Origin of the sequence: Mesorhizobium sp. B2-3-4, assembly GCF_006442315.1 — a bacterium.
Lineage (GTDB): Bacteria > Pseudomonadota > Alphaproteobacteria > Rhizobiales > Rhizobiaceae > Mesorhizobium.
On sequence record NZ_VFVY01000009.1, the window covers coordinates 85,156 to 111,050 of the forward strand.

20 protein-coding genes are annotated in these 25,895 nt (G+C 63.6%); 10 read left to right on the plus strand and 10 right to left on the minus strand.

Going from position 1 to position 25,895, the window contains the following annotated elements:
* Window positions 1-162: 162 nt before the first annotated feature.
* Complete coding sequence (locus FJ967_RS15585) at window positions 163-429, minus strand: sel1 repeat family protein (protein ID WP_010915070.1); 267 nt, start codon at window positions 427-429, stop codon at window positions 163-165.
* A gap of 437 nt (window positions 430-866) precedes the next feature.
* Here FJ967_RS15585 and FJ967_RS15590 point away from each other — a divergent pair, with 437 nt between their 5' ends.
* The 5 genes from FJ967_RS15590 (at window position 867) to FJ967_RS15605 (ending at window position 4,537) form a co-directional block, all read left to right on the plus strand.
* Complete coding sequence (locus FJ967_RS15590) at window positions 867-1,208, plus strand: DUF2147 domain-containing protein (RefSeq protein ID WP_140732710.1); 342 nt, start codon at window positions 867-869, stop codon at window positions 1,206-1,208.
* A gap of 222 nt (window positions 1,209-1,430) precedes the next feature.
* Window positions 1,431-1,586, plus strand: coding sequence for a hypothetical protein (locus FJ967_RS33405; protein ID WP_181175893.1), 156 nt, complete (start codon window positions 1,431-1,433; stop codon window positions 1,584-1,586).
* Window positions 1,587-1,627: 41 nt separating this feature from the next.
* Entirely contained in the window at window positions 1,628-1,822 is a 195-nt protein-coding gene (locus FJ967_RS15595) for a hypothetical protein (RefSeq protein WP_140732711.1), read from the plus strand.
* A 117-nt stretch (window positions 1,823-1,939) separates the two neighbouring features.
* Complete coding sequence (locus FJ967_RS15600) at window positions 1,940-3,400, plus strand: AMP nucleosidase (protein WP_246675278.1); 1,461 nt, start codon at window positions 1,940-1,942, stop codon at window positions 3,398-3,400.
* 126 nt (window positions 3,401-3,526) lie between these two features.
* Complete coding sequence (locus FJ967_RS15605) at window positions 3,527-4,537, plus strand: endonuclease/exonuclease/phosphatase family protein (protein ID WP_140732858.1); 1,011 nt, start codon at window positions 3,527-3,529, stop codon at window positions 4,535-4,537.
* Window positions 4,538-4,561: 24 nt separating this feature from the next.
* Here FJ967_RS15605 and FJ967_RS15610 read toward each other — a convergent pair whose 3' ends face one another.
* Both FJ967_RS15610 and FJ967_RS15615 read right to left on the minus strand, forming a co-directional pair.
* On the minus strand, window positions 4,562-5,161 hold the full coding sequence (locus FJ967_RS15610; protein ID WP_140732713.1) for a DUF922 domain-containing protein: 600 nt from the start codon (window positions 5,159-5,161) through the stop codon (window positions 4,562-4,564).
* 216 nt (window positions 5,162-5,377) lie between these two features.
* Complete coding sequence (locus tag FJ967_RS15615; protein ID WP_140732714.1) at window positions 5,378-7,057, minus strand: electron transfer flavoprotein-ubiquinone oxidoreductase; 1,680 nt, start codon at window positions 7,055-7,057, stop codon at window positions 5,378-5,380.
* A gap of 219 nt (window positions 7,058-7,276) precedes the next feature.
* On the opposite strand from FJ967_RS15615, the gene FJ967_RS15620 reads away from it, so the two are divergent.
* The 3 genes from FJ967_RS15620 (at window position 7,277) to FJ967_RS15630 (ending at window position 9,753) form a co-directional block, all read left to right on the plus strand.
* The gene (locus FJ967_RS15620) at window positions 7,277-7,921 is read left to right on the plus strand and encodes a hypothetical protein (RefSeq protein ID WP_140732715.1); all 645 of its coding nucleotides are present in this window, start codon (window positions 7,277-7,279) and stop codon (window positions 7,919-7,921) included.
* 89 nt (window positions 7,922-8,010) lie between these two features.
* Window positions 8,011-8,886, plus strand: a complete 876-nt coding sequence (locus tag FJ967_RS15625) for a uracil-DNA glycosylase (protein ID WP_140732716.1) — start codon at window positions 8,011-8,013, stop codon at window positions 8,884-8,886.
* A 54-nt stretch (window positions 8,887-8,940) separates the two neighbouring features.
* Window positions 8,941-9,753, plus strand: coding sequence for a helix-turn-helix transcriptional regulator (locus FJ967_RS15630; protein WP_140732717.1), 813 nt, complete (start codon window positions 8,941-8,943; stop codon window positions 9,751-9,753).
* 6 nt (window positions 9,754-9,759) lie between these two features.
* On the opposite strand, the gene FJ967_RS15635 is transcribed toward FJ967_RS15630, so the two are convergent.
* Window positions 9,760-10,719, minus strand: coding sequence for a DMT family transporter (locus FJ967_RS15635; RefSeq protein WP_140732718.1), 960 nt, complete (start codon window positions 10,717-10,719; stop codon window positions 9,760-9,762).
* Between the two features lie 201 nt (window positions 10,720-10,920).
* Here FJ967_RS15635 and pepN point away from each other — a divergent pair, with 201 nt between their 5' ends.
* Window positions 10,921-13,566, plus strand: a complete 2,646-nt coding sequence (pepN, locus tag FJ967_RS15640; RefSeq protein WP_140732719.1) for an aminopeptidase N — start codon at window positions 10,921-10,923, stop codon at window positions 13,564-13,566.
* Between the two features lie 200 nt (window positions 13,567-13,766).
* A complete protein-coding gene (locus tag FJ967_RS15645) occupies window positions 13,767-16,088 on the plus strand; it encodes an ATP-binding protein (protein ID WP_140732720.1) in 2,322 nt (773 codons plus the stop codon).
* A 63-nt stretch (window positions 16,089-16,151) separates the two neighbouring features.
* Here the strand turns inward: FJ967_RS15645 and FJ967_RS15650 are convergent, their stop codons facing one another.
* The 6 genes from FJ967_RS15650 to FJ967_RS15675 all read right to left on the minus strand — a co-directional run bounded on the left by FJ967_RS15650 (window position 16,152) and on the right by FJ967_RS15675 (window position 25,891).
* The gene (locus FJ967_RS15650; protein ID WP_140732721.1) at window positions 16,152-19,112 is read right to left on the minus strand and encodes a bifunctional [glutamine synthetase] adenylyltransferase/[glutamine synthetase]-adenylyl-L-tyrosine phosphorylase; all 2,961 of its coding nucleotides are present in this window, start codon (window positions 19,110-19,112) and stop codon (window positions 16,152-16,154) included.
* Window positions 19,112-20,584 (minus strand): ATP-binding protein, encoded by a 1,473-nt coding sequence (locus FJ967_RS15655; RefSeq protein ID WP_140732722.1) that lies wholly within the window; start codon window positions 20,582-20,584, stop codon window positions 19,112-19,114. The genes FJ967_RS15650 and FJ967_RS15655 overlap by 1 nt, the downstream gene beginning before the upstream one ends.
* 92 nt (window positions 20,585-20,676) lie before the next feature.
* Window positions 20,677-21,351 (minus strand): response regulator transcription factor, encoded by a 675-nt coding sequence (locus FJ967_RS15660; protein WP_181175895.1) that lies wholly within the window; start codon window positions 21,349-21,351, stop codon window positions 20,677-20,679.
* Between the two features lie 355 nt (window positions 21,352-21,706).
* Window positions 21,707-23,257 carry a Do family serine endopeptidase gene (locus FJ967_RS15665; protein WP_140732724.1) on the minus strand — a complete coding sequence of 517 codons (1,551 nt, stop codon included), beginning with the start codon at window positions 23,255-23,257 and terminating at the stop codon, window positions 21,707-21,709.
* 187 nt (window positions 23,258-23,444) lie between these two features.
* Window positions 23,445-23,909, minus strand: a complete 465-nt coding sequence (locus tag FJ967_RS15670) for a cytochrome c-type biogenesis protein (protein ID WP_140732725.1) — start codon at window positions 23,907-23,909, stop codon at window positions 23,445-23,447.
* Complete coding sequence (locus tag FJ967_RS15675; RefSeq protein WP_140732726.1) at window positions 23,906-25,891, minus strand: heme lyase CcmF/NrfE family subunit; 1,986 nt, start codon at window positions 25,889-25,891, stop codon at window positions 23,906-23,908. The genes FJ967_RS15670 and FJ967_RS15675 overlap by 4 nt, the downstream gene beginning before the upstream one ends.
* Window positions 25,892-25,895: the final 4 nt, after the last annotated feature.

A 25,895-nucleotide genomic window follows, 5' to 3' on the forward strand; every position in this document is an offset into this window, starting at 1 on the left:
GTTCGGCATGCGGTACCATGGCCCCTGGCGTGGCTTCGACATTTCTGCCCGCCGCGTTCTTGTCGTTGATGGCCTTTTGGCCCAGCTGTCTGCGCAGCCTTGTCCCTGTCTGGGCCCGACCGTCTTTGAGCGGCCTGAACCCGAAGTCCCGTCCGGAGAAACTCAGTGCATGGTCATCCATTCGCGGGCTTCGCGAAGCGCCTTGGCGATCTCGACCTTCGACATGGCCGCCGACAGTTCCGAGCGCAATTCCGCGGCGCGGGCCGAACCCTTGATGGCGGCGATGTTGAACCATTTGTGGGCGGCAACGACATCGGTCTCGCAATCGCGGCCGGTCGCATACATCATGCCCAGTTCGAAAAGAATGTCGGCCTGGGCAGTTGCCCCCATGGCGCCGAAGCCTGCTTCAAGCATTTCAAAACGTGCCATTTTAGTCCCCTGTCTGGCTCCCGAGAGCTGCCTCCGTTTGTCTTGTCCGGGCCGCTCTTTCGATGCTTTCGAGAATGCCGGGCAGGCTTGAATCCGTCGTTAAATGGCGTGCTTAATTTGAGGAAAACAAAGCTAAAACAAGAGGTAAACGCGGAAATTCGTTAAGGATACGAAGCCAGTAATTCGGCTGGTTTTCGCCAAATTTGACGAAAATTTTCGCTGCCGGAATCAACACTCCGCTAACCCTAGGAAACAAACACGATGCGGCGATGGTTTCATTTCCCGACCGACGGGGCGGATTCAGGCGGCCTCAAAATGCCGAACTCTTCCCTAGCGGCACCGCTTTTGTTTTGCCGGAAGCTGGATTAGCTTACGTTTGCGTAAGCGGCAGTCCGGCGAGGCGGAGCATCCGGCCGGCTATCCAAAGGGAGGAATACATGTTTCGAAAAATGAGCCTGGCCCTTGCAGCCACGTTGATCATGGCGGGAACGGCATTGGCCGATCCGATTGAGGGCAACTGGAAGACGCAAGCTGGCGACACCGCGGCCATCGGCGGCTCCGGTTCGTTTTCCATCACGCTGAAGTCCGGCAAATATGCCGGCAAGACCATTGGCTCGCTGAAGGCGGCCGGCGGCAACAAATACACCGGCAGCATCACCGATCCGGCAAATGACAAGACCTATTCGGGAAAGGCGACGCTTTCGGGCACTTCGCTGAAGATGAGCGGCTGCGTGCTCGGCGGCCTGATCTGCAAGAGCCAGACCTGGCACAAACTCTGAGCCGCATTCCTTTGTGATTTCCAAACGGGGCCCGGCGGGCCCCGTTTTCGTTTCGTCGACACGTCGGGCATGCGCGCTCGACGCCAGGCGACACCCCGCACAGGCTGGCGGCGGCCTGATCAGACACCGTCAATCAATTTGAACCGCAGATGAACACCGGCATCAGAGCCGGTTCAGCGGCGTCAGGGCATTCTCCCGCTCGTTGAAGGAGAACTCGACCCAATGCTTGCTCGCCGCTTCACCATAGTCTGCCTGCTGATGAGCCTGTTTGGAATGTTCTTCGCCATTCTCGTCGCCGAAGCGGGCCGCCCGGCCCGCTCCTGGGACGAGGCCACCAGACTGTGCCGCCTCGCCTGCCCGACCAACCTTCGTCACTGAAACCAGAGAATCCGACCTCGAAAAGAAAAGCTGAAAGCACCATGAACCGCATCGCCGCCAACCTCTCCAAGACCCTCCGGCTTCTGCCGCGGGCGGCGCTTATCCTGATGCTGCTCGCCGCGCCGGTCCTGGCGGTGCCGATGATGCGCGCCGATACCGGCTCGACGATCGAGGCGCCGTCGCTCAAGAAGTCCGGCGTCGGCTTCGTGCTGCTGGTCAGCCTGCAGCGGGGTTGAAGAAAAAATGGCGCTTTTAGCGCCTTCGGCAGCAGGCCCCCTCCCAACCGCCCGCCCAAGTCTCTATATTGGGCCATGGAAAAGCGAATCTATCCCCAAGCCATCGAATCTGTCGTCATGCCCGAGCCTTTTGGCCGGCAAAGCTTCGACAACGCCGAAAAAGCCGTCGCGGCACTGCAGGTGCTTTACGACAGAAACACCAAGTTCCTGCGCGATTCCTTTGCGGCCCTTGCCGCCGGCGGCGACAGCAGCAAGCGTTACCGCGCCTTCTATCCCGAGATCGGCGTCACCACGAGTTCGTTCACCCAGGTCGACTCGCGCCAGGCCTATGGCCACATGCCGACACCGGGTCATTTCGCCACCACCGTCACCCAGCCGGTGCTGTTCGAGAGCTATCTCATCGAACAGCTTCGGCTGATCATGCGCAATCACGGCGTGTCGGTTATGGTCTCGGAATCGGCCACCCCGATCCCGCTGCATTTCGCCTTCCTCGAAGGCACCTATGTCGACGGCGCCGCGGCAGAACGCATCAAGCGGCCGATCCGCGACCTGTTCGACGTACCGGACCTGGACGGCACCGATGACCAGATCGCCAACGGCACGTTCGAGGTCGCCTTCGGCGAGCCGCGGCCGCTGGCCCCGTTCACGGCGCAGCGCATCGACTATTCCCTGCACCGCATGGCGCACTACACCGCGACCAGCCCGCAGCACTTCCAGAACTTCGTGCTGTTCACCAACTACCAGTTCTATATCGACGAGTTCGTCGCCCGCGCCCGAGACCTGATGGAAAAAGGCGGCGGCGGCTACACGGAATTTGTCGAACCCGGCAATGTCGTCACCAAGGCCGGGCAAGGCGCCCCCAGCGGAGGCGTGGCGCCGCAGCGCCTGCCGCAGATGCCGGCCTACCATCTGAAGAAGCCGAACCATGGCGGCATCACCATGGTCAATATCGGCGTGGGTCCTTCCAACGCCAAGACCATCACGGACCATATCGCGGTGCTTCGGCCGCATGCCTGGGTGATGCTTGGCCACTGCGCTGGCCTGCGCAACACGCAGGCGCTCGGCGACTACGTGCTGGCGCACGCCTATGTGCGCGAGGATCACGTGCTGGACGACGATCTCCCGGTCTGGGTGCCAATCCCGCCGCTGGCCGAGATCCAGGTGGCGCTGCAGGAAGCAGTGGCCGAAGTCACGGGCCTGTCCGGCTATGACCTGAAACGCATCATGCGTACGGGCACCGTCGCCACCATCGACAACCGCAACTGGGAACTGCGCGACCAGCGCGGGCCGGTGCAGCGGCTGTCACAGTCGCGCGCCATCGCGCTCGATATGGAATCGGCGACGATCGCCGCCAACGGTTTCCGTTTCCGCGTGCCATACGGCACGTTGCTGTGTGTGTCCGATAAACCCTTGCATGGCGAATTGAAACTGCCCGGCATGGCGACCGAATTCTACAAACGTCAGGTGGCGCAGCACTTGACCATCGGCATCAGGGCAATGGAAAAGCTTGCGGAAATGCCGATGGAGCGGCTGCATTCGCGCAAGCTCAGAAGCTTTTCGGAAACGGCCTTCCAGTAGGCTGTCTCGGAAGCCTTGGCGGGGCAATCGGTCGTCTTGCTCAGGCCGCAATTTGGCCGATAAGCAGATCGAACGGATCGTCAGGCAGACACGACCTCAATGGCACCAGGCGGCGCGCGCTCGAACATGATGGCTGGGGTGACATTCCTGGCAATGACGGCATTGTCGGCCGCGCTGTTGGCCGGCTTCTTCGGCGCGCTGCATCCGGCTTTCGATTCCTTCTCGCATTTCCGCATTCATTTCAGCGTGCTGATGGCGCTTCTGGCGTTGCCGCTGCTGGCGAGTTCCTACCGGCTGCAGGCGGTTGCGGCACTGCTCTTTGCCATCGCCTGTCTCGCCACCACGGCAAGCGCATTGCCGAGGCTGTGGCCGCAACAGGCGGTCGCCAAACCCGCCGACCAACCCGTCTACAGCCTGCTGCAGATGAACCTGCGCTTCAACAATCCGACGCCGAAGAAGGTGTTGTCGCTGATCGGCCGCACCAATCCCGATGTGATCACCCTCGACGAAGTCTCGCAGATGTGGGCGACCGAGCTTGGCTACATCAAAAGCGCCTACCCCTACCGCATCCTGTGCGACTACCCCAACGGCCTGTTCGGCGTCGCCCTGCTCTCGCGACGGCCGTTCGCTGCCGGCACGACGCCGCATTGCGAACCGCGCGGCGCCCTGGCGACGGCGACCGTCGATTTCGGCGGCGTCGATGTCGACGTCGCCGCCATCCATCTCAGCTGGCCCTGGCCGAAGGAGCAATACTGGCAGATCGGCGAATTGGCGGAGCCGCTCTCCGCGCTCGGCGAGACCGCGATCCTGGCCGGCGACTGCAACGCCGTGCCATGGAGCGCGGCGGTGCGGCGCGTGGCCGCGCTCGGCGGGCTGACCGTCATGCCGTCGGCCGGACCGACCTGGATCCATCGGACGCTGCCCGATTTGCTGCGCCGCTATGCCGGCCTGCCGATCGACCAGGTGTTCAGCAAGGGCGGCGTGACGATCCTGTCGTCACGGCGCCTGGAAGATACCGGCTCCGATCATCTTCCCGTGCTGGTCGAGTTCACACTCAATCCGCCGGAGCAGAAACCGGTCGACGAGCATGTAACCGCGACCGTCTCCCTGTCAGGGCCGGCCAAGCCACGCGGCTGACCCTGCACCGCGCGAAAGCGCCTTCTATGATTTCGCCAGGGCGTCAACGAGATATTCCACGTGACCGCCTTCCCGGTGCTCGCGCGCGTCAAAGGCGTTCTGCCTGCCCTCGTACTCGTCAAAAACCGCGTCGATCCGCCGGCGCGCTTCGCGCCGCGTCTTGGAACACTGCGCATCGTTCGCAGTGGTCAGACCGCTGAGCGATTTCTCGGTCGCCGCCATCATCTGCCTGGCAATGTCGCCATGCGTCTCCTCATGCGTTCGAACACCCGTGAAGAACCTTGCCCAGCGCTTGTCGAGCGCCGGCGGGAGGGTGGATGCGACATGGGGGTAGGTAAAGGTCAGGTTGAGCGTGCCGTTGGCCTGCTTGATGCGGCAAGAGCCCTTGACCTGGACGAAGTCGAAATCCCAATCCTTGGTGTAGCTGGTCTGGGCAATGGCGCGAGCCATGAAGCCATGCCGCGGCCCGTTGCGATCCATGGACTCGATCAGAGCCTCGCCGGTTGTGCCCGAAATGTCGTATGTCTGCGTCTTGATCAGGATTTTGACGTCAGCCGAGGCGGCGGATGTCAAAGTCCACAACGCGCCAACGGCCGCCAGAACCGAACGTGCGAGCAAGCGCATCCACGCTTCCTTTCAAAGATGACGCCGGGAGCGACGGTAGCATGCCGCCGGCGCTGAGGGCACTCACATGTTCCGGCAGACCGGTGCCTCGCCGGCATTCCTTGCCGGCGGCGGACGAGACGGCCCGGCCAACGCGTGGTTCACATGTTCTGGTAGACCGGGCCTTCGCCGGCATTCCTTGCTGGCGGCGGGCGAGACGGCCCGGCCGACGCGTGGTCACATGTTCTGGTAAACCGGGCCTTCGCCGCCTTGTGGCGGCACCCAGTTGATGTTCTGGTTCGGGTCCTTGATGTCGCAGGTCTTGCAGTGCACGCAGTTCTGCGCGTTGATGACGAAACGTACGTCCTTGGCCTGGGGGTCGGCGGCGGCGTTGCCATCCTTGTCCACCCATTCATAGACGCCGGCCGGGCAATAGCGCGTCGAAGGTCCGGCGAAGACATCGTGCTCGGACCGTTGCTGCAGCGCCATGTCGCCAACGATGAGGTGCACCGGCTCGTTTTCCTCGTGATTGGTGTTGGACAGGAAAACCGAGGACAGGCGGTCGAAGGTGAGCACGCCATCGGGCTTGGGATAGGCGATCTTCTTGTGCTGAGCGGCCGGCTCGAGCGCTGCATAGTCGGCCTTGCCGTGCTTCAGCGTACCGAAGGGCGACACGCCGAACAGCGTGTTCAGCCACATATCGAGACCGCCGAGACCGACACCGATGATGGTGCCGAAGCGCGACCATAGCGGCTTGACGTTGCGCACCTTCTTCAGGTCCTTGCCGATGTCGGTGGCGCGCCAGGCGTCCTCATAGGAGGCAAGCTCGTCATTGGCGCGGCCGGCGCCGATGGCCTCGGCGACATGGTCGGCCGCCAGCATTCCCGACAGCACTGCATTGTGCGAGCCCTTGATGCGCGGCACGTTGACGAAGCCTGCCGAGCAGCCCATCAGCACGCCGCCGGGGAAAGACAGTTTCGGCACCGACTGCCAGCCGCCCTCGGTGATGGCGCGCGCGCCATAGCCGATGCGCTTGGCGCCCTCGAAGGTGCCTGAAATCGCCGGATGGGTCTTGAAACGCTGGAATTCCTCGAAAGGCGACAGATACGGGTTTTTGTAGTTGAGGTGGAGGACGAAGCCGACAGCGACCTGATTGTCCTCCAGATGGTAGAGGAACGAACCGCCACCGGTCTTCATGTCCAGCGGCCAGCCGAAGGAATGCTGGACAAGGCCCGGCCTGTGGTTCTCCGGCTTGACCTGCCAGAGTTCCTTAAGGCCGATGCCGTATTTGCCGGGCTCGCGGCCGTCGGAGAGCTTGTATCTGGCGATCAGTTGCTTGGCGAGTGAGCCGCGCGCGCCCTCGCCGATCAGCACATACTTGCCCATCAAGGCCATGCCCGGCGCATAGGCCGGGCCATGCGTGCCATCCTTCTCGACGCCCATGTCACCGGTGATGACGCCAGTGACGGCGCCGGCATCGTTGTAGACCAGGCTTACTGCGGCGAAACCGGGATAAATCTCGACGCCAAGCGCCTCGGCTTTGCCAGCCAGCCAGCGACAGACATTGCCGAGCGAGACGATGTAGTTGCCGTGATTGTTCATCAGCGGCGGCATGAGAATGTTGGGCAAGCGGAACGAGCCGGCGGGGCCGAGCACCAGGAAATGGTCCGCCGTGACCGGCGTCTTGAAGGGATGACCATCCTCCTCGCGCCAGCCAGGCAGCAGCCGGTCGATGCCGATCGGATCCACGACGGCGCCCGACAGGATATGGGCGCCGACTTCGCCGCCCTTTTCCAGCACGACGACGGAAAGCTCGGGATTGATCTGTTTGAGGCGGATGGCCGCGGCAAGGCCAGCAGGTCCGGCACCGACGATGACCACGTCGAATTCCATGCTCTCGCGTTCGATATCGCTCATCAACCCCTCCGCACTGGCTTGCCGCTGTTCGCGTATCTTGCTGGCTCCTGCGCTGCATAGCGCATCAATTGGCGACAGGAAACCGGCGCATACGTGACAATGCCGATTTGGCCAAAAAGTCGCGCACCGTGCGGCAGGGGTAGCCGTTTTTACACCGAAATACGCCCCGCTCGCGTTTTCGGTTGTTCGACGGCTTGCTTATCGGCCATACTTCCCGCCATGCGCATTCCCGGGCCAGGCGGCTTCTCTTCGACGCGCTTTCCATCAACGCCCGGCCGGGCCTGCCGGGCGGCCACCTTGGCCCTTCTGATGTTGGCGTCCGGCCACGCCGCGGCGGATGAAGTGAAGGTGTGGTCGACAGGCGCGTACTCGTTCTCCGACGAGCTTGGCGGCTTCCGCATCACCGGAGCATCCGGCATCGGAACCAAGGACGATCCGCTTGTCATTACCGAGGAGCTGAATTCGGCAACGCCCGTGACGCTGACCATCCGCACCACAAAGCCAATCCAGACATTCGGCAAGGCCGGTGAGTTCGCCAACGGCATCATGTACATGCGCCTGGACGTGCTCAACAACAGCGGCCAGGCCTGGATCGAGTTCCAGTTCGAGCTTCAGGAAATACTGGATCAGCCGAGCGTGTTCGGAGACGGACTTTCATTCGACCAGCGCAACAAGACGCCCGACAACATCTGGTCGAGCAATTTCGCCGATTTCGACCGCGACTTCGAACCCTATGACAGGTTGCTGTTCAAGAACGGCAAGGTCGATCCGTTGAAAACCGCCAGCTTCGAATTCCTGATGACGGACTATACGCCGCGTTGGACCTTCTATCTCGTGCAGGATCCGCGCATACCCACCGGCTAGGCCGCTGCTTCGCTTGGCAAGAGGCATTGGTTGCCGCCACCAGCCTCGCCGAGGTTGCAAATTGACGCCGCCCGGACGATGGTGCGGCCATGACTGCCGCCTCTCCCAACACTCCGGTCGATGTCGCCGATCTGCTCGCCTTCTATGCCAGCGCGGGCGTCGACGAAGCTTTGGAGGACGCGCCGGTCAACCGCTTTGCCGAGCCCGCGCCCAAGGCCGCGCCGCGCGCGGCGGCAGTTGCCGCGCCGCCTGTCGAGAGCGCACCGCCACCACGAAGCACGCAAGCGCCGCGCCTCGATGCAAGCGCATTGCCGGATGCCCCGGCTGCGCGGGCGCCGACGTCGACCGTGCCGGACGAAGCGCAGGCGGCTCTGGCGCGGCAGATGGCGTCGGCCGCTTCGACACTCGACGAGCTTCGCCAACAGATGGCATCCTTCGAAGGCTGCAATCTCAAGGCCACCGCCAAGAATCTCGTATTCGCCGACGGCAATCCGCAAGCCTCGGTGATGCTGGTCGGCGAAGCGCCCGGCCGCGACGAGGACATTGAGGGCCTGCCCTTCGTCGGCCGCTCGGGCCGCCTGCTCGACCGCATGCTGGCGGCAATCGGGCTCGACCGGACCTCGGTCTACATCGCCAACGTCATTCCCTGGCGGCCGCCGGGCAATCGCACGCCGACACCGCACGAGACCGAGATCTGCCGGCCGTTCATCGAGCGCCAGATCGAGCTGGTCAACCCCAAGGTGCTGGTCAATCTCGGCGGTCCGTCGGCCAAGACCCTGCTGAATACCTCGGAAGGCATTTTGCGGCTGCGTGGCAACTGGCGTGTCCATACCACAGGCTCCGGCATCGCCATTCCCGCGATGCCGACATTGCATCCGGCCTATCTCCTGCGCACGCCCGCGCACAAAAAACTGGCGTGGCGGGATTTTCTCGAAGTGAAGGCGAAGCTGAAGGCCGTCACCTGACGATGACCTCCCAGGTAATTGAAATGGCCCGGATATCGGCCTAGTCATCGCGGCATGACATCAGCACAAGTCTCCGCCGGCAGTCTCATCCGCGAATGGCGCACACGCCGCCGCATGAGCCAGCTCGACCTCGCCATGGAAGCCGAGATTTCACAGCGCCATTTGAGCTTCGTCGAAAGCGGTCGCGCCGCGCCCTCGCGCGATATGGTGCTGCATCTGGCCGAGCAGCTGGCGATACCGCTGAGGCAACGAAATCAATTGCTGCTGGCCGCGGGCTTCGCGCCGAGCTTCGGCGAACGGTCGCTGACCGACACGACACTGGCCCCGGCGATGGCGGCGGTCGAGATGGTGCTCAAGGGGCACGAGCCGTTTCCGGCGCTGGCGGTGGACCGGCATTGGAACCTGGTGTCGGCCAATGCCGCGATCGCTCCTTTCGTTGCCGATGTCGGCGAGGCTTCGCTGCTGACGCCGCCGGTCAACGTGCTTCGCCTGTCGCTGCACCCGGGCGGCATCGCACCACGCATCGTCAATCTGCAGGAATGGCGTACCCACCTGCTCGAGCGCCTCAAGCACCAGAACGACGCCAGCGGCGATCCCGTGCTGGTCGAACTGGAGCGTGAATTTCGCGACTACCCGTCCGGTCTCAAGAGCGGCCGTCCGGCGCCGGTCGAACCGAATGCCATCGTGCATCCGCTGCGCCTGGCGCATGGCGATCAAGTGTTGTCCTTCATCAGCACCATCACGGTCTTCGGCACACCGCTCGACGTTACCCTGTCGGAACTGGCGATCGAATCCTTCTTCCCGGCCGATGAACAGACACGAACCGTATTGGTGCGGATGGCGAAGGAACGAGCCGAGCGACCCTGATGGTGCCTACGGTACGACAGCCTTGCGGGTGCGGATGCGCTCCAGCCCCAGTTGCCGCTCGCGCCAGATGATGAAGATGCCGGCGGCGACGACGATCAGGCCGCCGAACAGCGTGCTGAGCGACGTGACGTCGCCAAAGACGAAATAGCCAACGACGACGCCGAGAAGCATCGATGTGTATTCGAACGGCGCGACGACCGAAGCTTCGGCATGGCGGTAGGCCGCCGTCATCAGGATCTGGCCGAGCCCGCCGCAGAAGCCGGCCAGGATGAGGAGCGCTGCTTGCATTGGCGTCAGCGATTGCCAGCCGAACGGCAGCGTCAGCAGCGAGAGCACGCTCGCCGTCGATGAGAACCACAGGACAATGGTCGCCGTCTTCTCCGTCTGCACGAGATTGCGCACCAGAAGCATGGCGACGGCCGAGATCGCCGCGGCAATCAGCGCCGCCATGACGCCCAGCACTTCCTGGTCGTCGAGACCCTCGTCGGAATTGAGCAGCGTCAGTTCCGGCCAGGAAATGATCAGCACCCCGACCAGGCCGACGGCAACCGCGCTCCAGCGATAGACGCGTATGGTCTCGCCGAGGAAAACCGAGGAGAACACCACGACCAGCAGCGGCTGTGCATAGTTCAGGGTGATAGCCTCCGGCAGCGGCAACCTGGTCAACGCGAAAAAGCCAAGCCCCATCGCTCCGACACCGACGACGCCGCGCGCGACATGGTTGAAGGGACGTTTGGTGACGAATGCCGTGGCGAGCTCTCGCTTGCATGCCAGGAACGCAATGATCGGAAAGATGGCGAAGAAGGAGCGGAAGAATACGATCTGGCCGGCAGGCACATCGCCGGCCGCCTTGATGCAGGTTTGCATGCCGACAAAAACCGCCACGGAGACGATCTTCAGCGCGATGCCTCTCAACGTGCCATGGCCGCCGCTGGTTTCTGGTTGCGCCCCCGCTTCTGATGTCACGTTGGCAATGCGCCCTTGATCGTTGTCCAGATGCAGGCCGGCGTCGCTGGCATCTCGATAAGCTTAAATACGCCGAAAGAGGCCTGATAGCCGCTCTCGCAGTTTTGTCGAGCGCCTGTTTCGTGTAAAGAGCGCGGGCTTTGAATTTTTGGGACCGGTCAAGCAGCGTCCGGTCCCCGTAAAGACAGGAAAAGCCAGGGAATGCGCACAGACACAGGCCAGGTCTTCAAACTCGAAGACTATCGCCCCAGCGACTACCTCATTCCGGAAACCAGCCTTGACTTCCGTCTCTCGCCACAGGCCACGATCGTCACCGCGGTTTTGACGATCGAGCGCCGCGAGGGCGTCCCGAAATCGGCACCGCTGGTGCTCGACGGGGATGGGCTGACGCTCAAGCGCATCGAGATCGACGGCAAGGTGGCAAGACCAGCCGATATGCTGGCAAGCCCCGACCAACTGACCCTGCTCAAGCCACCGGCCGCACGTCGTTTCCAACTGCTGATCGAAACCGAACTGGCCCCAGCCGGCAATGAGGCCTTGATGGGCCTCTACCGCTCGAACAACGTCTACTGCACGCAGTGCGAGGCGGAAGGTTTTCGCCGTATCACCTATTTCCTCGACCGGCCCGACATCCTGTCCGTCTACACGGTGCGGATCGAGGCGCGGCGCGACGAGGCGCCGCTGCTGCTCTCCAACGGCAATCCGGTCGAGAACGGCGATCTCGCCGATGGCTGGCACTATGCCAGATGGCACGACCCCTTCCCCAAGCCCTCCTATCTGTTCGCGCTGGTGGCCGGCAATCTCGGCAAGGTCGCCGACAGTTTCACCACACTGTCCGGCCGCAGCGTCGAGCTCGGCATCTATGTCGAGCCCGGCAAGGAGGCGCTCGCCGGCTACGCCATGGACGCGCTGAAGCGGTCGATGCAATGGGACGAGGAGGCGTTCGGCCGCGAGTACGATCTCGACGTCTTCAACATCGTCGCGGTGTCCGACTTCAACATGGGCGCGATGGAGAACAAGGGCCTCAACATCTTCAACGACAAATATGTCCTGGCCGACCAGGAGACGGCGACGGACGCCGATTTCGCCAATATCGAGGCGATCATCGCGCATGAGTATTTCCACAATTGGACAGGCAACAGAATCACTTGCCGCGACTGGTTCCAGCTTTGCCTGAAAGAAGGGCTGACGGTCTTTCGCGACCATGAATTCTCCGCCGACCAGCGCTCGCGCGCCGTCAAGCGCATCGCCGAAGTGCGCACGCTGCGTGCCCACCAGTTCCCCGAGGACCAGGGCCCGCTGGCGCATCCGGTGCGGCCGCGCCGCTACCGCGAGATCAACAATTTCTACACCGCGACCGTCTACGAAAAGGGTTCCGAGGTGGTGCGCATGATCCGCACCATTCTCGGCGCCGAGGCCTTTCGTGCCGGCATGGACCTCTATTTCGAACGGCATGACGGCGAAGCCGCGACGATCGAGGATTTCATCAAGGTGTTCGAGGATGCGTCCGGTCGCGACCTGTCGCAGTTCGCGCTCTGGTATCACCAGGCGGGCACGCCAAACCTGACCGTGAGTTCGACGCACAATCCGGCCACGCGCGAATTCACGCTGGAGATCGAGCAATCGGTGCCGCCGACACCCTCCGAAAGCCGCAAGCGGCTGATGCATATCCCGCTTGCCTTCGGCCTGATCGGCGCCGGCGGCAAAGCTGTTACATATAGCGGCGTCGAGGGCGCCAGCGTCGAGGACGGCATCATTCATCTGCGCAAGCGCCGCCATGTGGTTCGCTTCTCCGGCGTGAGCGAGCGCCCGGCGGTGTCGCTCAACCGCGGCTTTTCGGCGCCGGTGACGCTGTCGGTCGAGCAGAAGCAGGCTGACCAGTTCTTCCTCGCCCGCCACGACAGCGACGCCTTCTCGCGCTGGCAGGCCTTCAACACGCTGCTCACCGATGCGCTGATCGCCGCTTTCCGCCGGATTCTTGGCGGCAAAAGCCCGGACTTCGTGCCCCTGCTGACCGAACTTGCCGGCAGCATTGCCGGCGACGAGACGCTCGAGCCTGCCTATCGGGCCCTGGCCCTGACGTTGCCTAGCGACGCGGATATTGCGCGTGACATCGGCAAGAACATCGATCCGGATGCCATCCATTCAGCTCGCCAGTCGCTTGCGCTGGCGATCGCCACGGCCAATGGCGAGACATTTTCCGGCCTTTACGCCACCCTTGCCGACAAGACCGCTTTCAGCCCCGACGCGGCGAGCGCGGGGCGACGCGCCTTGCGCAACAGTCTCATGGATTATCTCTCGCTGCTGCCGGGCGGAGCGGCACTGGCGGCCCGGCATTTCCAGTCGGCGACCAACATGACCGACCGAGCGGCCGCCCTTGCCGTGCTCGCGTACCGCCACCATGGTTCGCTGGAGACAAAAAAGGCGCTGGCGGCTTTCGAAAAGACCTACGCATCCGACCCGCTGGTCATGGACAAATGGTTCCAGATCCAGGCCAGCGTGCCGGGGCCGCAGGCGGTGGAGACAGTTCGGGCGCTGTCCGCTCATCCGGCCTTCTCGATGGCCAATCCGAACCGGGTGCGTTCGTTGGTCGGCACATTCTCCAGCGCCAACCAGACCGGCTTTCATCGCGCCGACGGCGAAGGCTACCGGTTCTTCGCGCAGACAGTGCTTGAGGTCGAAAAGCGCAACCCGCAAGTGGCGGCAAGGCTGGCGACGGCACTGCGGTCGTGGCGGTCGCTCGAACCGGGCCGGCAGGCCAAGGCCCGGGAAGCGCTGCTTTCGATCGCCAATGCCGAGAACCTTTCGGCGGATCTGCGCGATATTGTCGAGCGGACGCTGGCCTAAATCGCCTTCCCTCATCAGGGAGAAGGCAGGAGGCTCGGCACGCGCAAAGGCCGATTATTTATTCAATTTTTAATGTTTTTTCGCCCGACCACTGGACAAGGCGAATCACCTTTGATTCTTTAATGGCGATTCGGAAGTGCGGTGTTGCCGGATCACCAGCACTAAGAAATGCGGCATACTGAAATCGGGGAGTGCCATTTATGGCGAAGGCGGACGCGTGGGGCGCGCCCGGAGGGATGGCTTTTGCGCGCCGCGAGGCGCCAAACGATGGCCTTGCGGGGAATACGCGGCTCATCGCCGAACCCGCCTATAAGCGGCTTCTGGCCGCCGAACCGCTGCTGCGCCGGTCGATACCGGCTCTCATCGTCATCTTCCTGATCGTCATCGCCGCATTGCGTGTGCTCTCGCTCATGAACGAGCGCGACGATGTCGAGCGCGATGCCAAGGCGATCCTGACGCTGGCCGCAGCGCAACTCGCCAGCTCGCTCGCCACCACTTCGGATGCGCTGCCCGGCGCCACCCAGGACCTGCTGGAGACCACCAGCCGCCAGGGCGCGATGGGCCGCAGCCATGTCCTGGTCATCACCGACAGTGCCTTCAGGATCACCGCGGTCACACCACGTTCGGTGCCCTGGCAAGGCCATTCGCTCGACGGCCTCGTCCAGGGTGGCCAGCCCCTTTTCATGTTCGGCGACCGTGCCGGCGTCATGGAGGTCAGCATCGGCGGCCAGGACTGGTACGCGGCGGTCAGCGTGGCCAAGGACAGGAAGGGGGCCGCGGCGGCCCTGGTGCCGCAGCAAGCGGTCTTCGACACCTGGCGCAAGACCGTCTCGCTCAACGTCACCCTGTTCGTGCTGACGGCGGGCGTGCTGATCATCATCCTGTATGCCTATTTCGGCCAGGCGGCGCGCGCGCAGACGGCCGACCGCATCTATCTCGAAGCGCATCAGCGCATCGACATGGCGCTGGTGCGCGGCCGTTGCGGCCTGTGGGACTGGGACATGGTGCGCGGCAAGATGTACTGGTCCCGCTCGATGTACGACATGCTCGGCTACGAACCCTGCGAGACGATGCTGTCCTTCGGCGAGGTCGATGAGATCATCCATCCCGAGGACGGCGACCTGTTCGAACTCGCCAACAGGATCGTCGCGCGCGAAATCGACCATATCGACCAGGTGTTCCGGATGCGGCATGCCGATGGCCAGTGGGTCTGGATGCGCGCCCGCGCCCAGGTCATGGACCCCGAGGCGCCGGAAATCCAGCTGATCGGCATCGCCGTCGACGTCACCGAGCAGCGTCATCTGGCGCTGCGGTCGGAAGCGGCGGATCTTCGCCTCAGAACCGCGATCGAGAACATCACTGAATCCTTCGTGTTGTGGGATTCGACCCAGCGGCTGATCATGTGCAATTCGAAATACCAGCAGGACAACGGTCTCTCGGATCGCGACGTGATGCCCGGCGTGACACGCGCTTCGCTGGAAGAGCGGATGCTGGCGTTTGCTTCGGAGCGCCGGCTTGCCAACACCAACGGCCCGCAAGGCGGTGCCACGTTCGAGCGGCAGCTCGCCGATGGCCGCTGGCTTCAGGTCAACGAACTCAGGACCAGGGATGGCGGCATCGTCTCCGTCGGTTCCGACATCACCCAGATCAAGCTGCACCAGGAGAAGCTGGTCGACAGCGAGCGCCGGCTGATGGCGACGATCCATGATCTCAGCCTCGCCAGGCGCTCCGAAGAGGAGCGCTCCAGCGAACTGGTTGACCTCAACCGCAAATACATGAAGGAAACCGAGCGTGCCGAAGCGGCCAACAGGGCCAAATCCGAATTCCTGGCCAACATGTCGCATGAATTGCGCACGCCGCTGAACGCCATCATCGGCTTCTCCGAGCTGATGGAACAGGGCCTGTTCGGTCCGTTGGGATCAGAGCGTTACGAGGAGTACGCCACTGATATCAACAGCAGCGGCAAATACCTGCTCGGTGTCATCAACGACATTCTCGACATGTCCAAGATCGAGGCTGGCCAGTTCTCGCTGGACCAGGAGCAGATCGACCTCGTTCCGTTGATCAGCGAGACGGTGCGTGTCGTCTCACTGCAGGCGGCGCAGAAGGCGATCACCGTCGAGACACGCATCGCCGACGCGTTGACCTTGTTCGCCGATCGCCGCGCGATCAAGCAGATCGTTATCAACCTGTTGTCCAACGCGGTGAAATTCACCGGCCAGGGCGGTCACATATCGGTCAGGGCCCGCAACACGTCAGGCGCGCTGGTGCTGACGATCGAGGACAATGGCTGCGGCATTCCAAAGGAAGCGCTCGGCAAGCTCGGACGCCCGTTCGAGCAGGTGCAGAACCAGTTTTCCAAAAACCATGCCGGCTCCGGTCTTGGCCTCGCCATTTCGCGCTCGCTTGCCGAGCTGCAGGGCGGCGCACTCAAGATCCGTTCAACCGAAGGTGTCGGCACCATCGTCTCGGTACGCATTCCGGTGAGGAAAGCGCCGCCGACGGTGAAGGCCGCGGCTTAACTCCAGGACCACTGTACGCGGGTATCGGCGCTTTGACGAAGTTATCCATAGACCGGCCGGCGGTCACGACCCTCCGCCACGTAGCAAAAGATCGAAATCCTTCCTGACCTTCCGCGACGTTTCCTTGAGATGTGCTTCGAGCACACCGAAATCCGGCAGATCCGTAACCGCCAGAAGCAGATCGGACAGGCCGGGCGGAACGTCGTCGCGTTCGAACTGGCCGGTCAGGCAAAGCCTGATCATCTGGGTCAGCGCCAGATAGAGCCTGTAGGCCTCTTCGAGCTCCTGCCTGACATCGGTGGCGGCGAATTGCGGCGCAAGCCGCGACAGCACCGCCGCGGTCGCCGTTGCCCTGTGGCCGGGCCCGACATTGCCCGTGATGACAGCCACCTGGGCGATGAATTCGAGATCGATGAGGCCGCCGGGGATGAGCTTGATGTCCCAGAGGTCGCGGGGCGGCTTCTCCTGCTCGATCATGGCGCGCATGTCGGAGGCTTCGGTTTTCACCTTGGCCGCGTCGCGTGGCTGGCCGAGTAGCGCGGCGACTTCGGCTTCGACCTCGGCGCAGAGGCCAGCATCGCCGGCGATCGGCCGCGCGCGCGACAGGGCCATGTGTTCCCAGGTCCAGGCCTCCTGGCGCTGGTATTTCTTGAAGGCATCGACATGGGTGGCGACCGGCCCCTTGTTGCCGGACGGCCGCAGACGCAGGTCGAGTTCGTAAAGAACCCCTTCCGCCGTCGGCGCCGACACGGCCGATATCAGCCGCTGCGTCATGCGGGTGTAGTAATGCGACGGCGCCAGCGGCTTGTCGCCGTCGGAATCCTCGGCGTCCTGATCGTGATCGTAGAGCAGGATGAGATCGACATCCGAGCCTGCGGTCAATTCGCGGCTGCCGAGCTTGCCCATGCCGAGCAGCGAAACCACGCCGCCGGCGACCGTGCCGTGGCGCGCGGCGAATTCGCCCATGACCGCCTGCAAGGCCGCCTCGATGGTGAGATCAGCGAGATCCGAGAACGCGCGGCCGGCGCGCGCGGGGTCGATCGAGCCGGCAAGCAGCCGCACACCGATCAGGAATTTCTGTTCGGACGCAAATATGCGCAAGCGATCGAGCACGTCCTCATAGGCCCTGTCGCCCTCGAGGAAGGCGGCAAGCCGCGCCGAGAGATAGGCGCGGTCGGGAAGCTCGGTCAGCAATGCCGGGTCGAGCAAACCGTCGAACACATGCGGCCGGCGCGTGATGATGGCGGCAAGCCGGGGTGCGGCGCCCATGATCGTCGCCATCAGCTTGAGCAGTGCGGGGTTCGACTGCAGCAGCGAAAACAGCTGGATGCCGGCAGGCAGACCGGCGAGGAACTCGTCGAACCGGACCAGCGCCTCGTCGGCGCGGCGCGTCTGGCCGAAGGCCTTGAGCAAGGCCGGGGTCAGTTCCGTCAACCGCTCACGTGCCTCCGCCGACTGGGTGACGCGATAGCGGCCGAAATGCCAGCCGCGGATGACCCTGCAGATATCGCTTGGCCGCTGGAAGCCGAGACCATGCAAGGTCTGCAGCGTGTCGGGATCGTCGACATCGCCGGTGAAGACCAGATTGCCGATGCCGGCCGACAGTTCGGGCGCGGTTTCGAACAAAGCGGCATAGTGGCGCTCGACCTGCTGCAGCGAGACACGGAAGGCCCCGGCAAACGCGGCGGCATCGGCAAAGCCCAGCATGCGGGCGATGCGCTCCAGCCCTTCATCGTCTTCCGGCAACGTGTGCGTCTGTTCGTCGGCCACCATCTGGATGGCGTGTTCGACGCGGCGCAGGAACCAGTACTGGCGGGCAAGCGCGTGACGCGCGTCCGATGTGATCCAGCCCCGGGCCGCGAGCTGGCCGAGCATCGGCACGGTCTCGCGGCCGCGCAGTTCCGGGAAGCGGCCGCCGGCGATGAGCTGCTGGGTCTGGACGAAGAACTCGATCTCGCGGATGCCGCCGCGCCCAAGCTTGACGTTGTGCCCTTTCACCGCAATCTCGCCATGGCCCTTATGGGCATGAATCTGGCGCTTGATCGAATGGACGTCGGCAATCGCGGCGTAGTCCATGTATTTGCGCCAGACATAGGGCTGGAGCTCCTTGAGAAAGGCATCGCCGGCGGCAAGATCGCCCGCGACCGGACGCGCCTTGATCATCGCGGCGCGTTCCCAGTTCTGGCCCCGCGCCTCGTAATAGCGCAGCGCGGCTTCGACCGGAATCGCCAGCGGCGTCGAGCCGGGATCGGGACGCAACCGCAGATCGGTGCGGAAGACGTAGCCGTGCTCGGTGCGATCCTGCAGGATGCGCACCAGCCGGCGCGTCAGGCGCGAGAACAGATCGGTGGCGTCGACAGGATCGACCACGGCGGGCGCTTCCGGATCGAAGAACACGACGAGATCGATATCGGAGGAGAAATTCAGCTCGTGCGCGCCGAGCTTGCCCATGCCGAGCAGGATCCAGCCCGATTGAAACGACGGGCTGTCGAGATCGGGCAGCTTGAGCTTGCCCTGGCCGTGCGCGTCACGCAGCAGAAAATCGACCGCGGCGCGGGTGCAGGCGTCGGCAAGGTCGCTCAACCGCCTTACGGTCAGCGCCGTTACGGCCTCGCCCGCTAGATCGGCGAGCGCGATCAGGAAATGCGCCTCGGCCTTGTGGCGGCGCAGTTCCATCATCAAGGTGGATTCCGAGACGGTTTGCGCCAACGGCGCCTGGTCGATCGCGGCGATGATCGTCTTCAGGCGGGCCTCGACCGGCTGGTCGAACAGCCCGTCCAGGATTTGCGGCCGGCGGCGCGCGGTGTCGCGCAGGAACGGCGAGAGGTCGAAGACAGCGGCCAGGAAATCCTGCGCCGCCCCCTTGCCGGCCAGGAATTTGGCCAGCTGTGTCAATCCTTCCTCGCGCGCCGCATCCGCGACTTCGGCCAGTTCCTGCCGCGCCTGCCGCTCGTCGAGCGGGGCTAGAGGGGTCTCCAGGCTCAGCAGCCAGTCTGTCTTGCTCCGCTTGGCAACGGCCGCCATCAATGGTCCTCGCGCGTGGGGAAACTCATGACCACGGATAGTCCCGGATTGCCGGGCAACAGGTCAAGCCGGCCGTAGTGGAATGTCATGACCGCCTTGGCGAGACTGAGGCCAAGGCCGGAACCAGGTTGCGAGCGGCTCTTCTCCAGCCGCACGAAGCGTTCCGTCGCCCGGGCGCGATCGGCATCGTCGGGAATGCCCTGGCCGTTGTCCTCCACGGACAGCCTGATCTCGCCATGCGTGCGCTCGAGCACCACGCGGACCGCCGGCTTGGACGTGGAATCGGTCGAATACTTGATTGCATTGTCGACGATGTTGGACAGCGCCTGGCCGATCAGCTCGCGGTTGCCGTCGACGACAAAAGCACCGCTCACCTCGACGTCCAGCGAAACACCGGCTTCCTCGGCCACCGGCTCGTAGAGTTCGACGACGTCGCGCACGGCCTCCGCCAGATCGACGCGGTTGGTGTGCTCGGAAGAATACCCGGCCTCCAGCCGGGAGATCATCAGGATCGCATTGAAGGTCTTTATCAGCTGATCCGATTCAGCGATGGTGCCTTCCAGCGCCTGCCGGTAGTCCGAGGTCTTCTGCTTGCCGGAAAGCGTCGCTTCGGCCCGGTTGCGCAGCCGGGTCAGCGGCGTCTTCAAATCATGCGCGATGTTGTCCGAAACCTGCTTCAGGCCTTCGTTGAGCGTGGCGATCCTGGCCAGCATGGCATTGAGGTTTTCCGAAAGCCGGTCGAACTCGTCACCCGCGCCTGTCACCGGCAGCCGGCCGGAGAGATCGCCGCCCATGATGCGCCGGCTCGCCTGCGACACACTGTCGATGCGCTTCAGCGCGGCGCGGCCGACAAAGAACCAGATCAGCAGTCCGCCGAGCCCCATCATGCCGAGCGCCAACATCAAGGCGCGGCGGATGACGGCGCGAAAGCGCTCCGGTTCGCCGAGATCGCGGCCGACCAGCAGGATCATCTGATTGGGCAGCCGCAGCACCAGTGCAATGGCGTTGTGACCTTTCTCGCCCTCGGTTTCCGCCGCATCGTTCGAGGGGGATGGCGTCGGGTCAGCCCCCCCGCTGCGCAAACGATCAAGCTCGCCTTCGCCGAAGCGCTTGTAGGAGAACGGCTCGGTCGTCCAGCCCTCGGTATCGATCACACCGGGTTCCAGGGCCTGCACATTGCCAGTCAGGATCTGGCCATTGGCGTCGGCGATCAGATAGAGGTTGGCGCCGGGCTGACGGGAGCGGTTTTCGACCACGCGCACCAACAATGGCAGGCCGCCCTTTTTGTAAGCGCGGGCCAGGCCTATTATCTCATCATTGATTGTGTCCTGCGTCTGCCCGGTCAGCATGCTCGCTGACAGCGACGTCATGTAGAAAACCAGCAACACGGCGCACAGCGCGAAAAGCAGGAAATAAAGCGCCGAAAGCCGCGCTGCCGTCGTCTTCATGATGGCGGGCACGGAAAGAGCCATGCTGTCGCCTAGCTCTTTGTTGGAGCATGATCTCTGGACAAACGGAAACCGTTTGTCCGAGAAAACCGGTTCCCACTTTTCGGAATCATGCTCTAGCCACCCTTCAGCATGTAGCCGGCGCCGCGAACCGTATGCAGGATCGGCTTGTCGAAGCCCTTTTCGATCTTGCCGCGCAGTCGCGAGACGTGGACATCGATGACGTTGGTCTGCGGATCGAAATGATAATCCCAGACGTTTTCGAGCAGCATGGTGCGCGTCACCACCTGGCCGGCATGGCGCATGAGATATTCGAGCAGGCGGAACTCGCGCGGCTGCAACGTGATCTCGCGCGACGCCCGGCGCACGGAATGCGACAGCCTGTCGAGCTCAAGGTCGCCAACCCGGTAGACGGTTTCGGCCTCCTTGGCGCTGGCGCGGCGGTTCAGCACTTCGACGCGGGCCAGAAGTTCGGAGAAGGCATAGGGTTTGGTCAGATAGTCGTCGCCGCCGGCGCGCAGCCCGGTGACCCGATCGTCGACCTCGCCCAGCGCCGAGAGGATGAGCACCGGCGTCGTGTTGCCCCTGGAACGAAGCGCGGCAATGACCGACAGGCCGTCGCGACGCGGCATCATCCGGTCGATCACCATGACGTCATAGTCACCGGCATCGGCGAGCGCGAAGCCGGTCTCGCCGTCACCCGCGACATGCGCGGTATGACCGGCTTCGGCGAAGGCTTTCTGCAGATAATCCGCAGCCTCACGATCGTCTTCTATGACGAGAATCTTCATGGGGCCGTTATACGCGATTTCGCTGGAAGGTTGAGTAGCCGGCATCTGCATTTTAGCCTTTGCCAAAGCGCGTCGCGATCAAGATGATCGAGAGCGTGCGCGATAAGATCTTCGTTCCGTGGCGTCGTTACGCCCGACATGCCTGCTCCCGGCCATGTCGTTACGCTGCAGTCATCACACCGACTGGCGTCGGGCTCGAGGCGTATCGCGGGCTGCCATATGCGGTGCGCGGCAGCGGGCGATGGGAAGCCCGCTGCCGCTGAAGGAGAGCGCGATGACTGACTAACGGCTCTCCTTCTTGCTTTCCCATGCGGCGACTCGGGGGTGTTTGAAACGCCGCACTGGAAAAGTCGTCTCAGCCCTTGGCGACCGGCACCGCGACGAAGCGGTTGTTGTCGTCACGGGTGATCTGCATCAGCACGGCCTTGCGCCCGGATTTGACCGCATCGGCCATGGCCTTGGTAACGTCTTCGGTGCCGTTGACCTCGGTCGAGTTGACCGAGGTGATGACATCGCCCGCCTGGATGCCGCGATCGGCGGCGGCGCTGTCGGGGTCAACGTCGGTCACCACCAGGCCCTTGCCGTTCTCGGACTTGGTGACGGTGAGGCCGAGATCGGCCAGCGTGTCGGGCTTTGCCGGCGCGGCGGGTTGCTGCTGCTGGTCGCCCGACGCCTGCTTGTCGCTGGCCGGCAGCTTGCCGAGATCAACCTTGATGGTCTGGCTCTTGCCGTCGCGCCACACGGTCACATCAACCGACTTGCCGGGCGAATAAGCGCCGATCAGGCGGGCGAGTTCCTTCGGCGAGGCCACGTCCTTGCCGTCGACCTGGGTGATGACGTCGCCGGCCGATATGCCGGCCTTCTTGCCGGGACCATCGTCCTGCGCGCTCGAAACCAAGGCGCCGTTGTTGGACTTCAGGCCGAGCGATTCGGCGATGTCGGAAGTAACCGGCTGGATTTCGACGCCGAGCCAGCCGCGCTGCACCGCACCACTCTTCATCAGATCCCCGACCACCTGCTTGGCGGTCGAGGCCGGAATGTCGAAAGCAATGCCGACGCTGCCGCCGGAGGGCGAGAAGATGGCGGTGTTGATGCCGACCACCTGGCCGTTGAGGTTGAAGGTCGGACCGCCCGAATTGCCGCGATTGACCGAGGCGTCGATCTGCAGGAAGTCGTCGTAGGGGCCGGCGCCGATATCGCGGCCGCGTGCCGAGACGATGCCGGCGGTGACCGTGCCGCCGAGGCCGAACGGGTTGCCGACGGCCACGACCCAGTCGCCGACGCGGACCTTGGAGTCATCGGCGAAGTCGACATAGGTGAACTTGCCGCCGCCATCGACCTTGAGCACGGCAAGGTCGGTGCGCGGATCGGTGCCGACCAGCTTGGCGTCGAGTTCCTTGCCGTCATTGGTCACCACGGTGAAGGCGGTGCCTTCCTCGACAACGTGGTTGTTGGTGACGAGATAGCCGTCCTCGGAAATGAAGAAGCCGGAGCCCTGCGCCACCGGGCGCGGCTGGTCGTTGTTGCGGTCACGATGGCCGAAGCGGCGATGACCCTGATCGTTCTGGCCGTCCTGATCGCCAAAGCCGCGGAATTCCTTGAAGAAGCGGCGCAGCTGCGGATTGTTGGGGAGATTGTCGAGACCGTCCTGATCGTCGGAACCGTCATCGGCGGTGGGTTGCAGCTTGGCCTTGACCTTGACGCTGACGACCGCGGGCGAAACGCGCTCCACGACATCGGCGAAGCTCGGAACCTGCGGAGCCTCGACACGCACGGCATCGGCCAGAACGGGGCTGGTTCCAGTGGTCAGTGCGCCAAAACCGATAGCGCCGGCGACGGCAACGGACGCCACGGCAGCCAGAAGACGGTTGCGGGTGCGGGAATATGAATTGGGGGCAATATTCATGGGGTTTCGTATCCTCTATCGAATGGGACGCGCCTTAATCGGCATCCTCAGGGAAAGAGAATTAGAGCGGCCCACATTACACCGCCATTTCCGACGCATGAAACTTTGGTAATGTTTGCTGCATCTGCGAGGTCGCATGAATTCCCTGGCCGGTGCGAGGGGACCGGCCAGCGGAGGAATGGCCGGATCAGTTGTCCAGCATCTTGTCCAGAGCCGCCTGCTCTTCGGCCGAAAGCGCAGCCGTGGCCGGATGCCGGCGCGAGCGGGCATTCAGGGCGATGAACACGCCACCGGCCAGAAGCAGAAGAACCGGAGTGCCCCACAGCAAGGCGTTGCGAAGATCGAAGCGCGGCTTCAGCAGCACGAACTCGCCATAACGCGAAACCACATAGTCCATCACCTGCTGGTCGCTGTCGCCGGCAACAAGGCGTTGGCGCACCAGGATACGCAGGTCGCGGGCAAGATCGGCGTCGGATTCGTCGATCGACTGGTTCTGGCAGACCATGCAGCGCAGCCCCTCGGACAACGCCCGTGCCCGTGCCTCCAGGGCCGGATCTGCCAGCATCTCGTCGGGCTTTACGGCTAAGACTGTGCCGGCTGTACCGAACATCAGCATCAAGGCGAGCACCGCGGCGGACAGCCTCGCCCTCATGGCTGGCTCGCGACTGCCACGGCCTGCCTGCGGCGGCGCGATGGCGCGCCGACCCGCAGCCGCCGGTCCATCAGTGAGATGGCCGCACCGGCCATCATGACCAGGCCGCCGCCCCAGATCAGCGTCACCAGCGGCTTCCACCACAGGCGCACCACGACCGAGCCATCCTTGTTCTCGTCGCCGAGCGAAATGTAGAGCTGGGAAAGGCCGATGGTCTTGATGCCGGACTCCGTCGTCGTCATCTGCCGCACCGGATAGAAACGCTTGGCCGAACTGATCTCGCCGACCGCGCTGCCGCTGACCCCGATCAGCTCGAAACGGCCGCGATCCTCGCTGTAGTTCGGTCCCTGGGCAGGATAGAGACCGACGAAACGCACCGTGCGGCCGGAGATTTCGACGGTTTCACCGGCATGCATGGACAGGATCTTCTCCGTGCCGAAGCAGAGCGTGCCGACAATGCCGAGCACCGTCAGGCCGAGGCCGAGATGGGCGAACGCGGTTCCGAACATCGAACGCGGCAGGCCGAGCAGGCGCCTGGCCATGACCGGCGCCGCGACATTGCCGAGCCCCGCCTTGACGGCGAGGTCGGTCAGCGCGCCAAGGATCAGCCAGACGGCAAGGCCGACGCCAAGCGCGGCCAGCACCGAAGCGCCGTCAATGAACAGGGCGGTGACCATAACCGCCAGAAGCGCGGCCGCGAACGCCACCATCAGACGCTGCGCGGCACCAAGGACATCGCCGCGCTTCCAGGCCAGCAGCGGTCCAAAGGGAACCATGACCAGCAGCGGCACCATCAGCGGGGCGAAGGTGAGGTTGAAGAACGGCGCACCGACCGAAATCTTGTCGTTCGAAAAAGCCTCGACCGCCAGCGGATAGAGCGTGCCGACCAGCACCGTGGCGGTGGCCGTGGTCAGGAACAGATTGTTGAGGACAAGCGCACCTTCGCGCGAAACCGGATGGAACAGGCCGCCTGCGGTCAGCCTCGAGGCGCGCAGCGCAAACAGCGCCAGCGAGCCGCCGATGAACAGCGTCAGGATGCACAGGATGAAGACGCCGCGCGTTGGATCGGTGGCGAAGGCGTGGACCGAGGTCAGCACGCCCGACCGCACCAAGAAGGTGCCGAGCAGCGACAGCGAGAAGGTCAAGATGGCGAGCAGCAGCGTCCAGATCTTCAGGGCCGACCGCTTTTCCATGACAATGGCCGAATGCAAGAGCGCGGTGCCCGCCAGCCACGGCATGAAGGAAGCGTTTTCGACCGGATCCCAGAACCAGAAACCGCCCCAGCCGAGCTCGTAATAGGCCCAGTACGATCCCATCGCGATGCCGCCGGTCAGGAACATCCAGGCGACGAGCGTCCATGGCCGCACCCAGCGCGCCCAGGAGGCATCGATGCGCCCCTCGATGAGCGCGGCGACCGAAAAGGAAAAGCAGATCGAGAAGCCGACATAGCCGAGATAGAGCAGCGGCGGATGGATGGCGAGGCCGAGATCCTGCAGGATCGGGTTGAGGTCACGGCCTTCGATCGGCGCCGGATTGAGCCGGATGAAGGGATTGGATGTCACCAGGATGAACAGGAAGAAGGCAGCACCAATGGCACCCTGCACGGCCAGCACGTTGGAACGCAGCGTCGCCGGCAGGTTGGAGCCGAAAACGGCAACAAGCGCACCGAAAAAAGTCAGGATCAGCACCCAGAGCAGCATCGAGCCTTCATGGTTGCCCCAGGTTCCGGTGATCTTGTAGATCATCGGCTGCAGCGAGTGCGAATTCTCCCAGACGTTGGCCAGCGAAAAATCGGAGCTCGCATAGGCGCTCGCCAGTGCTGCAAAGGACAGCGCGGTCAAGGCAAAGCCGGTCACCGCGACGGGGCCGCCGACCGCCATCAGGCGCTGGTTGTCCAGCCGCGCCCCAAACAGCGGCACGATGGTCTGCACCAGCGAAAGCGCGAACGCCAGAACCAGGGCGAAATGTCCGGTCTCGACCATGCGC

What these genes read in the sequence shown, in the direction of transcription:
- FJ967_RS33405 (WP_181175893.1), top strand. Translation starts at nt 1,431, where the DNA reads ATGCTTGCTCGCCGCTTCACCATAGTCTGCCTGCTGATGAGCCTGTTT.
- FJ967_RS15620 (WP_140732715.1), top strand. Translation starts at nt 7,277, where the DNA reads ATGCGCATTCCCGGGCCAGGCGGCTTCTCTTCGACGCGCTTTCCATCA.
- FJ967_RS15585 (WP_010915070.1), bottom strand. Translation starts at nt 429, where the DNA reads ATGGCACGTTTTGAAATGCTTGAAGCAGGCTTCGGCGCCATGGGGGCA.
- FJ967_RS15650 (WP_140732721.1), bottom strand. Translation starts at nt 19,112, where the DNA reads ATGGCGGCCGTTGCCAAGCGGAGCAAGACAGACTGGCTGCTGAGCCTG.
- FJ967_RS15610 (WP_140732713.1), bottom strand. Translation starts at nt 5,161, where the DNA reads ATGCGCTTGCTCGCACGTTCGGTTCTGGCGGCCGTTGGCGCGTTGTGG.
- FJ967_RS15670 (WP_140732725.1), bottom strand. Translation starts at nt 23,909, where the DNA reads ATGAGGGCGAGGCTGTCCGCCGCGGTGCTCGCCTTGATGCTGATGTTC.
- FJ967_RS15605 (WP_140732858.1), top strand. Translation starts at nt 3,527, where the DNA reads ATGATGGCTGGGGTGACATTCCTGGCAATGACGGCATTGTCGGCCGCG.
- FJ967_RS15655 (WP_140732722.1), bottom strand. Translation starts at nt 20,584, where the DNA reads ATGGCTCTTTCCGTGCCCGCCATCATGAAGACGACGGCAGCGCGGCTT.
- FJ967_RS15625 (WP_140732716.1), top strand. Translation starts at nt 8,011, where the DNA reads ATGACTGCCGCCTCTCCCAACACTCCGGTCGATGTCGCCGATCTGCTC.
- pepN (WP_140732719.1), top strand. Translation starts at nt 10,921, where the DNA reads ATGCGCACAGACACAGGCCAGGTCTTCAAACTCGAAGACTATCGCCCC.
- FJ967_RS15660 (WP_181175895.1), bottom strand. Translation starts at nt 21,351, where the DNA reads ATGAAGATTCTCGTCATAGAAGACGATCGTGAGGCTGCGGATTATCTG.
- FJ967_RS15675 (WP_140732726.1), bottom strand. Translation starts at nt 25,891, where the DNA reads ATGGTCGAGACCGGACATTTCGCCCTGGTTCTGGCGTTCGCGCTTTCG.
- FJ967_RS15590 (WP_140732710.1), top strand. Translation starts at nt 867, where the DNA reads ATGTTTCGAAAAATGAGCCTGGCCCTTGCAGCCACGTTGATCATGGCG.
- FJ967_RS15645 (WP_140732720.1), top strand. Translation starts at nt 13,767, where the DNA reads ATGGCGAAGGCGGACGCGTGGGGCGCGCCCGGAGGGATGGCTTTTGCG.
- FJ967_RS15615 (WP_140732714.1), bottom strand. Translation starts at nt 7,057, where the DNA reads ATGAGCGATATCGAACGCGAGAGCATGGAATTCGACGTGGTCATCGTC.
- FJ967_RS15595 (WP_140732711.1), top strand. Translation starts at nt 1,628, where the DNA reads ATGAACCGCATCGCCGCCAACCTCTCCAAGACCCTCCGGCTTCTGCCG.
- FJ967_RS15665 (WP_140732724.1), bottom strand. Translation starts at nt 23,257, where the DNA reads ATGAATATTGCCCCCAATTCATATTCCCGCACCCGCAACCGTCTTCTG.
- FJ967_RS15630 (WP_140732717.1), top strand. Translation starts at nt 8,941, where the DNA reads ATGACATCAGCACAAGTCTCCGCCGGCAGTCTCATCCGCGAATGGCGC.
- FJ967_RS15600 (WP_246675278.1), top strand. Translation starts at nt 1,940, where the DNA reads ATGCCCGAGCCTTTTGGCCGGCAAAGCTTCGACAACGCCGAAAAAGCC.